A 13,850-nucleotide genomic window follows, 5' to 3' on the forward strand; every position below is an offset into this window, starting at 1 on the left:
GTGGTTCTAAATTGTTTTTATGTTGTTAAATCTTGTTAAAAATGCAAGATGTGTTTTATTTCTGTTATTTTTTTGCGAAAATAAAAGCAGAAGCCAAATGTAAAATAAAAATTTAGAAATCGGTCATTAGTAAATGTGTTTTTTACATTTATAAATAACAAATTGTGTTAAATTTTTGATTTTCGACTAAATTCCAACACTTACTCTTACGCTTTTACCAGACTTTTGTAATGCACATCTGAAAGCTGTCTCAAGATTTCGGCACTTTTTTCTGGAGTAATGTCTCGTTGAGATTCGCCCATCATTTCGTATCCGACCATAAATTTCTTTACAGTTGCCGATCTTAACAACGGTGGGTAGAAGTGCATGTGGAAATGCCATTCTGGATGAAGCAATCCATCTGTTGGCGATTGGTGAATTCCTGAAGAATATGGAAAAGAAGTATTAAATAAATTGTCGTACTTCGTGGTAAGCTGCTTTAAGATTTTCGCGAAAGCGGTACTTTCTTCAGCAGTAAAATCGGTGATTTTGTTTACGGCTCTTTTGCTTACAATCATAGTTTCGTAAGGCCAAATTGCCCAGAAAGGAACTAATGCTACAAAATGATCATTTTCGATTACAATACGATCGCCCACTTTTAATTCGGCTTTTACATAATCTTCTAGAAGCGTTCTTTGGTTTTTATCGTAATACGATTTTAAGCTGTTGTGGGTTTTCTCCACCTGAGTTGGTAGCGAAGATTGCGCCCAGATCTGACCGTGCGGGTGTGGGTTGCTGCAACCCATCACGCTTCCTTTATTTTCAAAAATCTGAACGTGGTTGATGAATTTAATGTTTCCTAAATCGGTATATTCTTTTTGCCAAGTTTTGATGATGTTCTCAATATCTGCAATTTCCATTTCTGGTAACGTAAGATCGTGTCTTGGCGAAAAGCAGACAACTCGTGAAATTCCCTGCTCTGGTTTTGCTTTAAAAAAAGTATGTTTGATATCTTCTTCAAAAATAATTTCGTCCTGTTTCATAGCTGCAAAATCATTCTCAAAAACAAAACTGTTTTCGTAAGCGGGATTATGAGCTCCGTTGGCGCGAACATTTCCTGGACATAAATAACAGGTTGGATCATATTGCGGAAGTTCTTCTGTAGAAATAACTTCGTTTTGTCCCTGCCAAGGGCGTTTTGAACGGTGAGGAGAAACCAAGACCCATTCGTTAATTAGTGGGTTGAAGCGTCTGTGCGGATCTTCGTTAATGTCAAAATTTTTCATTGTAGTGTGTTGTGGTTTTTAAAGTAGCGTTGTTCCGTTTGAGATTTTTACATCATAGAATTTTAATTCAATTCCAAATGTATCTAAATAAAGCTTAGAGAACTTACGTTTTACCTCATTTTCGTGTCCTTTTTTAACTAAATTGATGGTACAGCCGCCAAAACCTCCGCCCATTAGTCTGGCACCAACGATGGCTTCATCTTCTTTTGCGGTATCAACCAACATGTCCAATTCTTCGCAGCTTACCTCGTATTCTTGAGATAAACCATAATGTGTTTCAAAAAGCAATTCGCCCAAAAGTTCGATATTACCGGCGTCCAAAGCTTTGCAAGCCTTGATAACACGATTGATTTCTTTTACTACGAAATGAACTCTGCTGAAAACTTTTCCAGAAAATTTGTCTTTTAGACTTAAAACCTGTTCTTCGGTAGCGTCTCTAAAACTTTTTACTTCTGGAAAATGGCTTTTTATAATTGATAAACCTTCTTCACATTCAATTCTTCTCGTATTATATTCTGATGTAAAAAGCGAATGTTTTACATTAGAATCAAATAAAATAAGTGAATAATCTTTGAAGTCGGCGTTGTGATATTCAAAATCTAAGGTATTGCAATCTAACTGAATAACTTTATTTTCAAGTCCGTGAACACTAGAAAACTGATCCATAATACCGCAGTTGATTCCAACCCAGTGCTCTGCTTTCTGACCTAATAATGCGATATCTTTTTTCTCCAATTTTAAATCAAAAAGAGATTTGATTCCGAAAATCATTCCGCATTCTAAAGCTGCCGAAGAAGATAATCCAGAACCAACTGGAATATTACTGCTGAAAACACAGTTGAAACCTTCAAAAGAAAAGCCATTATCCTGCAATTGTTTGATAACGCCACGAATATAATTGGTCCAAACAACATCGCTCAATTTTACTTCCTGAGTTAGATCGATTTCAAACTCTTCATTTAAATCAATCGCGATTATTTTTGAAGTTTTGGTATTGTTTTTAGAAAAAGCAAAACAGATTATTTTGTCAATTGCGGCAGGTAAAACATAGCCATCATTGTAGTCAATATGTTCTCCAATGATGTTGATTCTGCCTGGAGAAAGTACTGTTTTTTCTGGAGAAGCTCCGAAAGATTTCTCAAAAAAAGCAGTGGTATTCTGTATTAAAATATCATTCATTATATAGTTAGTGTATTGTGGTTTTAATCTTTTGAGCAAATTTTTAACACATAGAGACATAGTTTTTGTAAACTTAAAAAAGGCGTTTCACTAGTTTAAATGCACATAGCATAGTATGTGAAAGAAAAGTTTTTCTCTTTGCCTTCTTTTTGGAGCGCCCTTCGACTTCGCTCAGGGTGACAAACTGAATCTCGATGTATTTAAATTTAATTTTGTTTTAATTTAAACTTTCAAATTTGTAAAGCGTTTTCTGCGTGTATTCTTCTCCTTTTTTCAAAACAGCATTCGGAAAATGAGCATGATTTGGAGCGTCTGGGAAATTTTGTGTTTCAAAACAAATTCCGCTTTGTGCATTATAATCTACATTTTCTTTTCCTTTTAGTTTTCCGAAACAATTTCCGCCTACATATATATGTACACTTGGCTGATCGGTGTAAACATTCATTCTCAGGTTATTTTTAAGACTGATTAACTGCGCCACAATTTCTGTTTTAGAATTGACTACGAAAGAATTGTCAATAGGAAACGGACAGTTTTTTGGTGTTCTGAAATCAAAATCATGATTCGTTAAATCGGTATAATTTCCAGTTGGAATGTTATCTGGATTTGTTTCCAGCATTTTAGCCGATTTGATAAACATTTGCTGTTCCAGAACATTTGCATCGTGTCCGTCAAGGTTAAAATAGCTGTGATGTGTTAAGTTAATAACCGTATCTTCTGTTGAGGTTGCTTTGTATTCTAATTTTAATTCGTTTTCTTCGGTTAATGTATACGTCAAGAAAACAGTCATTTCTCCTGGAAAACCTTCATCTAAATGTTCGCTCAAGAGACTAAAAGTAATAGATGAATTTTCTCCAGAAATTACATTTGCTACATTCCAGATTCTTCTTCCAAATCCCATATCACCGCCGTGAAGCGTATTTCCGTTATTATTTTCATCAAGTTTAAATTCGATGTCATTAAGGTTAAAAGCACCTTTATGAATGCGTCCTGCATAACGCCCCACTGTAGTGCCGAAATAAGGAGCACTTGGTAAATTATAAGATTCTAAATACGCTTCTATATTATCGAAACCTAAAACCACATCTACCAGTTTTCCGTTTAACGGAATTTGAATCGAAGTTACCGTTGCACCATAATTGATGATCTGAACTTTCATTCCGTTTTTGTTAACTAGATCAATTGAATAAATTTCATCCTTATTAGGCATTAAACCAAACAATTTACAATTAGGATTCTCCTTTAAATGCGATATGTGTTTTATTTCCATAAAAAAATTACCAAAAGTGAAATCCAAAAATAGAAACATTTATTATTTTTGCATACCAGTATCTACCAGTTTTTAATATTAATAGTCAAAATGACTTTATCGTGAGCATCATTTCAATTCAAAATAATATCGGTCTGCCAAAATATAAGCAGATTATTCTTTCAATCGAAAAAGCTATTGAAGAGGGGAATTTAGTTAAAGGTGACAGGCTTCCGTCGGTCAATAAAGTTTGTTTGGCTTTTTCTTTGTCTCGAGATACGGTCTTGCTGGCGTACGACGAATTGAAGAAACGAGGAATTATTTATGCCATTCCTGGGAAAGGATATTACGTTAAAAGTGTTGAAATCACTATAACTCAGAAGGTTTTTTTGCTTTTTGACGAATTGAATATTTTCAAAGAAGACATTTATAATTCGTTTTTAAAAAACATCGGAAAAAATGTTCAGGTTGATATTTTCTTTCACCATTTTAATGTTCAGGTTTTCAAAAAGCTGTTAAATGACAGTAACGGAAATTATACCAAGTACATTATTATGCCGACGAACTTAAACGATATCGTCGATTCTATAAAAACCCTACCAGTAGGCGACGTAATTATTTTGGATCAGACCAATTCGGAATTGAAAATGTTCCCAGCGATTTACCAGAATCATCAAAAAGATATTTATGAAGGTTTGATAAAAGGCAAATCCCGATTGGCAAAATACAAGAAACTGATTTTAATTTTTTCTGGTTTTAGAGAACCTACAGGAATGAAATTGGGTTTTGAATTGTTTTGCCAGACCTATGGTTTTGAGTATGAAATTATCTCAGATTTCAGCAACCAATCTATTGCTTTGGGAGATTTATATATTATTCCTAACGATCGCGATTTGCTTTTGGTAATCGAAAATGCCATTAATCGAAATTTAAAGCTCGGAGAAGATTTCGGAATTATATCTTATAATGAAACGCCATTGAAGAAAATTGCGGCAAACGGCATTACGACGATCTCAACCAATTTTGAATTGATGGGAAAAATTCTAGCCGATATGGTTCTAAAAGGAACAAAAGAGCAGATCGAAAATAGATCTGCTCTTATTATGCGGAATTCTTTATAAATTTTTTTTAGCCACGACCCGAGCGATAGCGAACAGGCGGAGCAATTACACGAATTGCACAAATTTTATAATCAGTGTGGAAAATAAATTCGCGAAAATTAGTTCAATTCGTGGCTAATTATTTTTTACAAAATAAAAACATACACATTTAGTTTGTCAGGCTGAGCGGAGTCGAAGCCAGGTTCCTATTGGAGCGCCCTTCGACTCCGCTCAGCCTGACAATCGGGAGTGTTGAAAAATTGAACACATAGAAACATAGATTTTTTGAACTTTAAAAGGAATACAAAAGAAACTAGTTTCCACACATAGCTATGTGAATTTAAAAAAGTGAAACGCCTCTCTCCACAAAGAAAAGCTATGTTTCTATGTGTTTAAATAATATGCGTTACAGTTTATTTACAAATTCAGAACAAAATCGTTAAGTAATTTTTCTTCATATTTCTCTTTATTAAAAGTATATAAATAAGAACCTTTACGAGAAGACTGCATGTCTTTTTCGTCCAGTTTATTTAAGATTTCCAGAGAATTTATTTTACTGATGAAATTTCTTTTGTCCAATTCTTTGCTCAAAATCGCTTCGTATAATTCTAAAAGTTGACGCATGGTGAATTTTTCAGGAAGCAGTTCAAAACCAATTGGTTTTATAGAAGTTTTGTATCGAAGTCTTTTAATTGCATTCTGCACCATTTCGTTGTGGTCGAAAATTAAATTTGGAGCATCATTAATTGGGAACCATTCTGCATGATAATTCTGGATCAGTTCTGCATTGTGGTTTTCTATATTAATTAAAGCAAAATAAGAAACCGAAATGGTTCTTTCTACAGGGTCACGATCAATTTCACTGTAAGCATATAACTGCTCCATGTAAATATCGTTAAGACCTGTATATGTATTTAATATTCTGGTTGCGGCAGCGTCTAAAACTTCATCACGTTTTAGAAATCCTCCAATCAAAGACCATTTTCCTTTTTCAGGCTCAAAATCTCTTTGAATAAGAAGTATTTTCAGACCGTCATTGTCGAATCCGAAAATGATGCAGTCTACTGCCAGTAAAACTTTATCAGCAGAGCTATAACTATTTAGCATATATATTAATTTGGTGTGGTAAATATATGAACTTCTTAAAAGCTATCATAATTTATTAATGTAGATTTTACACTTACATAAATAACTGCTCAAATGTAAAGTTAAAAAAGTTAGATTTTACACAAAAATAACATACAAATCTCCATTTTAAGATTTTTTTAAGAAAAAAACAGGATAGCAAAGGATAGTTTTTTGCAAAAAAAGATTCTGTTTAGTCAGAAACGATCGAAAATAAACAATCCTTTACCTACAAAACTATCATTTTTTTCCATTCAAAACATTAAAAAACAGAATATTTCTTCAATTTTTTATTGAAGCCGTTTTTTGATTAAAAAACGACTTTTTCATTAAAAGTGTATTTTTTACACAATTAAAACTAAAAAAACGACTGCTTTTTTGAAAAAACTATGAATTTTTAAATGTTAATTCAACACTTAATTTGCGATATGTGTTTTTTTTCGACGGTTTTTTTGTGATATTAATTTGTTTACGTGGTTTTTTTTTAGTTAAATTTACAAATGTAAGATTAACACTTATTAACTAAAACCACTAACCAATCTTAACTAAACCATTATGATTACAAAACAAAAATTACTTTTGTATTGCAATTTTCTATTGCCAAAAACGAACTGGATTTTAGCAATATTAATGCTATTATTTTCTGTAAATCAGTTGTCTGCTCAAGGCAAAACGATTACAGGGGTTGTAACATCGGCGCAAGACAATCTTCCTTTGCCGGGTGTAAACATTATTATAAAAGGAACCAAAACAGTTGCTGCAACTGGATTTGACGGAGAGTATTCGATTAAAGCATCGCCAAATGATGTTTTAGTTTTTTCATTTATAGGATTTCAGAACAAAGAGATAGTCGTAGGAAGCCAGTCTAAAATTGATGTGGCTTTGGGCGAAGACACCAACAAACTTAATGAGGTAGTTGTTATTGGTTACGGAACTCAAAAGAAATCGGACTTAACAGGTTCTGTAAGTGTTGTTAATCTAGAATCGGCTAAAAAAGTAGTGACTTACGATGCTGCTAAAATGCTTCAAGGGCAAGTGCCAGGTGTTACGGTGCAATCTTCGGGAGAACCAGGCGGTTTTGTCAATGTAAAAATTAGAGGGATAACTTCATTTAGTAACAATAATCCGCTGTTTGTAATAGACGGGATTATGGTCGATTCTCCATACGACTTTGCTCCAGGAGAAATAGAATCGATGCAGGTTTTAAAAGACGCTTCGTCTGCTGCTATTTATGGTGTTCGCGGTGCGAATGGTGTTGTAATTATTACAACTAAAAAAGGTAGACAAGGCAAGATGGATATTAAATTCAAGTCGATTGTAGGTCTTCAAAATGTGGCTAAAAAATGGGATGTTACAGATCGCGTAGGATATCAGAAAATCACTAGTGAAGCTGAAAGAAACAGAGATATTAGAGCAGGAGTTCCTGTAAGTATTGCGCCAGGGAATGACCCAAATAGCCCTTCGTATATTTCAAATGTAAATACAGACTGGCAGAAAGAATCTTTTCAGACTGGTGTAGTTCAAAATCAAGCTCTTACATTTACTGGTGGTGCAGAAAGTATTGCCTATAGTTTTAATGTGGATTATTTTAAAAATACAAGCTACATCAAAACGCCTCAAGATTATGAGAGATTGTCAACCAATTTAAATTTAAACGGTAAAAAAGGAAGATTTAAATACGGTGCGAAAATAGCGTATACACAATCTGATAAAGAAATTTTTAATGAATACAATGCTGGACAAACTGTTGTTAGTGACATTTTAGGAGCTATTCCGACAATGCCAGTTTACGATGCCAACAGACTTGGAGGTTACGGCGGTACAGACAACTTGACGCAAAGAGCTATTTCGATGAACCCAATTGGGTACAATAATTTAATTGACAATAACGGAAAAAGAAACCGTTTCATTGGAGACGTTTGGGGAGAAGTTGAAATTGTAAAAGGTCTTAAATACAAATTAGACGTAAGTTATGACAGAACAGACTGGGAAACTAGAAAGTTTATGCCGCCAAGTGATTTAGGTTGGTATTATATTACAACAAATGATGAAGCTTCTCTAGATGTTGAAAAAGGAAATGAGTTAAGAACATTCTTAAATAACATTTTAACTTATGAAGTTACTTTAGGCAAACATAAAATTGATGCTCTTGCAGGTTGGATTCAAGAAAAAAGAGATTATCATAGATATAATATGAGAGGTGTAGGTTTTACTCCAAACGACATTCCGATGCTTCAATATGCAGATGCTAGAAATGCATCAGAGTATAAATTTACGATAACAGGAGTGTCTTACATCAGCAGATTGAATTATGCTTATGATGACCGTTATTTATTGCAGGCTAATTTTAGACAAGATAAAACATCGCTTTTCAGCGAAAAAAATAATTCGGCAAACTTTTACTCTTTTTCAGGAGGATGGAAACTTAGCAATGAGAAATTCTGGACTCTGCCTGAATGGATTAGCAATATTAAACTTAGAGGAGGTTACGGAACATTAGGAAATAATACTATTTTGCAATATTTCTTTGCTTCCACAGTAAACAGTTTTGCAGGATACGATTTTAATAATGAGCTTGCTCCAGGAACAACGGTAGTTGCAGCGCTTGACCCGAATGTAAAATGGGAAAAATCGATCAACTCCAATGTGGGAATCGAGTTAGGATTCTTCAATAATGATTTACAGTTCACGGCTGAATATTTCATGAAAAAATCAGACGATTTATTATTGGGAGTTCCTCTTCCGTTTTCTACAGGAGCGTTTCCGGCAAGTGTGACAACAAACGCTGGATCGATGAAAAACTCAGGAGTAGAATTTACAGCGTCTTACAGCAATCATCATCATAAATTTAAATATGATATTTCGGCCAACTTTGGAACACTTAAAAATGAAGTGACTAAAATCGGTGTAAACGGAAACCCTATTTACGGAGCAGTTTCTAAAACAGAAGTAGGAAGATCAGTAGGAGAAATGTTTGCTTGGGAAGCGATTGGAATTTTCCAAAATGCGGCTGAGGTTGCGTCTTCTCCAACTCAAACCGGCGCGGCTCCTGGAGATGTGAAATTTAGAGATGTAAACGGTGACGGAGCTATAACTGATGCTGATAGAACGTTTCAAGGCGTAACGATTCCTAAATATGGTTTCGGATTTAATTTTAGCGCTTCTTATTCCAACTTTGATTTCTCCATGTTTTGGCAGGGAGCTGGTGGAAATAAAGTATTTAATGCCATGTACCGCAACTTAATGATTGGTCAATACACGAACCATCATACAGACGAATTAAATTATTGGACTCCAACTAATACCAATACCAATATTCCTGCTCCAGTTATTGGAGATCCAAATGGAAATGCTAGAGATTCAAACAGATTTATTGAAAGCGGTGATTATTTGAAACTGCAGACAATGGAAATCGGTTATAACATTCCGCTTAAGGATAAATTTATTGAAAAAGCTAAGGTTTACCTAAATGGTCAAAACTTGTTGATTATCTCTAAATATAAAGGATACGATCCAGACTTTAACAGTGACGGATTGCTTTCAAGAGGATATGATGCAGGATCTTTTCCAAATCCGAGAACAATTTCTTTAGGAGTAGAAGTGAGCTTCTAAACCAGGTCTAACCATTAAAACGTATTAAAATGAAATCTAAAATTTTTAGCTATATAACCGTTTTCCTTTCATTAGCCTTGGTAACAACAAGCTGTGTGGACAACGAAGATTTAACTCAACTGGATCCAAATAATGATTCTGTCGATAATTTTTGGAAAACAGATGAAGATGCACTGCAAGGTGTAAATGCAACTTACGGAAGTTTATTGACAGACGGAACTTACATGAGAAGTACTCCTTTATTGCTGGACGTAAAAGCAGATGATTCTCGTACAAACAGCCCTTGGGGTTCTATGTACAATGTTGGACATTTCAACTCTAATGTGGCAGATCCTGCTATTTATGGTTGGGCTTACGAAACGTATTATCAAGGTATTTACCGTGCTAATCAAGTACTGACAAATGTGCCGGGAATTGAATTTGAAGACGAAGCTCTAAAAGACAGAATTATAGGACAGGCTTATTTCTTAAGAGGTTTGTATTTATTTCACGCAGTAAATTTATTTAAGAATGTTCCGCTTCCAACAGAATTAGCGGTTTATTATCCTCAAAAAACACAAGAAGAAGGTTGGGCACAAGTTATTGCAGACTTTAAAGCGGCTGCAGAATTGCTTCCAACGACTTATGTTGGTATTTCAGGATTAGACGCAGGACAAAAAGGACGCGCGACTAAAGGTGCCGCATTAGGATATTTAGGAAAAGCCTATTTGTTTACTAAAGATTTTACTAATGCAAAAAGTACTTTTAAACAAGTAATAGATTTAGGAGTTTATTCTTTAGTAAATAATTATAGAGAAAATTTCACAACAGCAAACGAAAACAATTCAGAGTCTCTTTTTGAAGTGCAGTTTAGTAGAGATGCTGGAGGCGTTGACTTAGGTTGGGGAGGTGCTCCTGCTTCTGGTTGGGGAAAAACTTCTGCAAGAGCGATTACTTACGCACCACGTGCTTTCGGATGGACAGACGTACAGCCAACTTGGGCATTATTTAATGAATTTAAAGAAGAAAAAACAGTATCTGGCGCAGATGATCCGCGTTTAGAAGCTACTATTTTCTACAACAAACCAGGCGGCATGCAATTGTACGGAAAAGATTTTGCCACATTTTATGCTTCAAGTCCAGCTGATTTAAATGATTTATTCTGTAGAAAATACCAAAACTCTGACGGACAATTTGCTGACGAATACGATTGGCGTTCAGGAATCAATGAGCGTTTATTAAGATATGCAGATATTCTTTTAATGTATGCCGAATGTTTAAACGAAACAGGAGATACTCCGGGAGCTTATACTTACATTCAAATGGTAAGAAACAGAGTAAATCTTCCTGATTTGGCAACGACAAAACCAGGAATGAGCCAAGCACAGATGAGAGAGCAGATTGGCCACGAAAGATTTTTAGAATTTCCTCTTGAAGGACACCGTTTTGATGATATCCGCCGTTGGGGATGGCTTCAAGATCCAGCTAAATTAGCTTGGCTGAAAGCAAGAGATGCCGAATTTAATTCTTATACAGCAGGAAGAGAATATTTCCCAATTCCGCAATTAGAAATGGATAATAACCCGGGAACTATCCAAAACGACAGTTATTAATATTTATTTGAGTTAGTTAGATACCTAATATCATGTGAAGAATTGCCGCTTCACATGATATTATGCCTTAGAATTTGGAATACAAGAGAAGTAATTTTTAACCGTAACTAAAATTAGAACAATGAAAACAATTACAAGTTTGGTTTTATTAGCAGTATTATTTTGGGGTTGTCAAAATGAAGATATTGTCCCAATGGAGGAAGCAGCAACAGCTGTAAATGCTCAGGATTCACAGGTTACCAATTCAACCGCTAAAACAGTCGGCGGAAATGTGCCATCGCACGATCCGAGTACGATTGTAAAAAGCGGCGTTAATTATTATGTATTTACCACTGGAGATAATATTCCAGTTACTTATTCAAGAGATTTAATCAACTGGTCTTGGGGAACATCGGTATTCTCATCAACACCAAGTTGGATTACAGGATATGTTCCAGGATTTACAAAAACATTTTGGGCTCCAGATGTGGCTTGGTTCAATAACAGATGGAATATGTATTATTCTTGCTCGACATTTGGCTCTGCCACTTCAGCAATCGGATTGGTTACAACGCCGTCCATTTCGCAAAGCGCAGGAACAAACTGGACAGACAGAGGAGTTGTAGTTTCGTCTTCATCAGCCTCAGATGTAAATGCTATCGATCCGTCTATTTTAGTAGATGGTTCCAATGTTTACATGGCTTATGGTTCTTGGCATGCCGGAATTGGAGTTATTCAAATTAATCCTTCAACAGGAAAAACAACAGGGAGTAGAACTATTGTTGCAGGCGGAAACGGCGCATCTTGGGAAGCTCCTTGTCTGATTAAAGAAGGAAGTTATTACTATATGTTTGTAAACCGCGGCACTTGCTGCAATGGCGTAAACAGTACCTATTACATTGTTGTCGGACGCTCAACAAGTCCTTTCGGGCCTTTTGTAGATAAAAATGGAGTTTCTTTAAAAAGCGGAGGCGGAACAACCGTTTTGGCTTCACAAGGCAATTACATTGGACCTGGACATTTGTCTAGAATTACAGGAACTCAAAAAGGAGCTGTTCATTATTACAACGCAGCCGATAACGGAAACCCAAAACTCGAAATCGTATACTTTACATGGTCATCTGGATGGCCAACACTTTCTTATTAAAAAACTAAAATTCAGAGGAAAGTTTTCGGACTTTCCTCTACAACAAAAACCACTATGAAAAAAGCACTTTTAATCTCATTTCTTATTACGTTTTGTAGTCAGTTAAATTTCGCGCAGACGACAATAACCATTAAAAATTCTGCTGATGCGCCAACAATTGACAAAAATATTTACGGTCATTTTGCAGAACATTTAGGCCGCTGTATTTACGGAGGATTTTTTGTGGGAGATACTTCGAAAATTCCAAATACAAAAGGAGTAAGAAATGATATTATTGCTGCTTTAAAAGAGTTGAAAATTCCAAATTTAAGATGGCCGGGCGGATGTTTTGCTGATACATACCATTGGAAAGACGGAATTGGACCTCAAAACGAAAGACCAACTATTGTAAACAAATGGTGGGGAGGTACAACAGAAGACAACAGTTTTGGAACACATGATTTCTTGAACATGTGCGAACTTCTAGGCGCAGAACCGTATTTGTCTGGAAACGTAGGAAGCGGAACCGTTCAGGAATTAGCAGACTGGGTTCAGTACACCAATTTTGGAGGTAAAAGTCCGATGAGTGATTTGCGTGTAAAGAATGGAAGAAAAGAACCTTGGAAAGTAAAATATTGGGGAATTGGAAATGAAGCTTGGGGATGCGGAGGAAATATGACTGCAGAATACTACGCTGGCGAATATAGAAAATTTGCCACATTTATGTCAGATTGGGAAAATACAGGAGGAATTACAAGAATTGCTTCTGGATCAAATAGTTCCGATTACAATTGGACAGAAGTTTTAATGAAAGGAATTCCGTTAAATATGTTAGGCGGAGTTGGCGTTCACCATTATGCTGTAATTGACTGGGGCAAAAAAGGAAGCGACAGAGAATTTACAGAAGAAGGCTATTTCAAAACCATGCAGTCTGCTTTAAAAATGGAAGAATTGGTTACCAAACATTCTGCGATTATGGACAAATACGATCCTGAGAAAAAAGTAGCGATGATTGTAGACGAATGGGGAGGTTGGTACGAAGTAGAAAAAGGAACAAATCCTGGATTTTTATACCAGCAAAATACCATGCGTGATGCTGTTTTAGCGGGAGCAACATTAAACATTTTCAACAATCATGCAGAACGTGTTCGCATGGCCAACTTAGCGCAATGCGTCAATGTTTTGCAAGCAGTAATCCTTACTGACAAAGCTAAAATGATTACAACACCAACGTATTCGGTAATGAAAATGTATGCGGTGCATCAAGATGCAAAACTACTGCCAGTAAGTTTTCAATCGCCTTCTTATACTTTTAACGGAGAAACACTTCCAGCAGTTTCGGCATCGGCATCAAAAGATAAAAGTGGAGCGATTCATATTTCTTTAGTGAATGTGGATGCCAAAAATAAAAACAAAATCGAAATTGATGTAAAAGATTTAGGAGCTAAAAACTTCACAGGAACGATTATTACTTCTGCTAAATTACAAGATTACAATTCATTCGAAAATCCAAACAAAATTGTTCCAACAGCTTTTAAAGGTTTCGAAAACAAAAAAGGAAAACTTGTAATCACGATTCCTCCTTTCTCAGTAGTTGTTTTAGAAGGAAAATAAATTTATAAA

9 protein-coding genes are annotated in these 13,850 nt (G+C 35.3%); 5 read left to right on the forward strand and 4 right to left on the reverse strand.

Features of this window, described 5'->3' with window-relative positions:
- Window positions 1-206 precede the first annotated feature (206 nt).
- The 3 genes from Q9Q97_RS02785 to Q9Q97_RS02795 all read right to left on the reverse strand — a co-directional run bounded on the left by Q9Q97_RS02785 (window position 207) and on the right by Q9Q97_RS02795 (window position 3,654).
- Window positions 207-1,265 (reverse strand): UDP-glucose--hexose-1-phosphate uridylyltransferase, encoded by a 1,059-nt coding sequence (locus Q9Q97_RS02785; protein ID WP_306154173.1) that lies wholly within the window; start codon window positions 1,263-1,265, stop codon window positions 207-209.
- A gap of 18 nt (window positions 1,266-1,283) precedes the next feature.
- The gene (gene galK / locus Q9Q97_RS02790; protein ID WP_306154175.1) at window positions 1,284-2,444 is read right to left on the reverse strand and encodes a galactokinase; all 1,161 of its coding nucleotides are present in this window, start codon (window positions 2,442-2,444) and stop codon (window positions 1,284-1,286) included.
- Between the two features lie 217 nt (window positions 2,445-2,661).
- Complete coding sequence (locus tag Q9Q97_RS02795; protein WP_371878202.1) at window positions 2,662-3,654, reverse strand: aldose epimerase family protein; 993 nt, start codon at window positions 3,652-3,654, stop codon at window positions 2,662-2,664.
- Between the two features lie 161 nt (window positions 3,655-3,815).
- Here Q9Q97_RS02795 and Q9Q97_RS02800 point away from each other — a divergent pair, with 161 nt between their 5' ends.
- Window positions 3,816-4,814 (forward strand): GntR family transcriptional regulator, encoded by a 999-nt coding sequence (locus Q9Q97_RS02800; RefSeq protein ID WP_306154179.1) that lies wholly within the window; start codon window positions 3,816-3,818, stop codon window positions 4,812-4,814.
- Between the two features lie 396 nt (window positions 4,815-5,210).
- Here the strand turns inward: Q9Q97_RS02800 and Q9Q97_RS02805 are convergent, their stop codons facing one another.
- On the reverse strand, window positions 5,211-5,900 hold the full coding sequence (locus tag Q9Q97_RS02805; protein ID WP_306154181.1) for an NUDIX domain-containing protein: 690 nt from the start codon (window positions 5,898-5,900) through the stop codon (window positions 5,211-5,213).
- 573 nt (window positions 5,901-6,473) lie between these two features.
- On the opposite strand from Q9Q97_RS02805, the gene Q9Q97_RS02810 reads away from it, so the two are divergent.
- The 4 genes from Q9Q97_RS02810 (at window position 6,474) to Q9Q97_RS02825 (ending at window position 13,841) form a co-directional block, all read left to right on the forward strand.
- Window positions 6,474-9,530, forward strand: coding sequence for a TonB-dependent receptor (locus Q9Q97_RS02810; RefSeq protein WP_306154183.1), 3,057 nt, complete (start codon window positions 6,474-6,476; stop codon window positions 9,528-9,530).
- 29 nt (window positions 9,531-9,559) lie between these two features.
- The gene (locus tag Q9Q97_RS02815) at window positions 9,560-11,122 is read left to right on the forward strand and encodes a RagB/SusD family nutrient uptake outer membrane protein (protein ID WP_306154184.1); all 1,563 of its coding nucleotides are present in this window, start codon (window positions 9,560-9,562) and stop codon (window positions 11,120-11,122) included.
- A 121-nt stretch (window positions 11,123-11,243) separates the two neighbouring features.
- Window positions 11,244-12,248 (forward strand): arabinan endo-1,5-alpha-L-arabinosidase, encoded by a 1,005-nt coding sequence (locus Q9Q97_RS02820; RefSeq protein WP_306154186.1) that lies wholly within the window; start codon window positions 11,244-11,246, stop codon window positions 12,246-12,248.
- Window positions 12,249-12,302: 54 nt separating this feature from the next.
- Entirely contained in the window at window positions 12,303-13,841 is a 1,539-nt protein-coding gene (locus tag Q9Q97_RS02825; RefSeq protein ID WP_306154188.1) for an alpha-N-arabinofuranosidase, read from the forward strand.
- The last annotated feature ends 9 nt before the right edge of the window (window positions 13,842-13,850 follow it).

The sequence above is a fragment of the Flavobacterium sp. DG2-3 genome, assembly GCF_030730925.1.
Taxonomy (GTDB): domain Bacteria; phylum Bacteroidota; class Bacteroidia; order Flavobacteriales; family Flavobacteriaceae; genus Flavobacterium.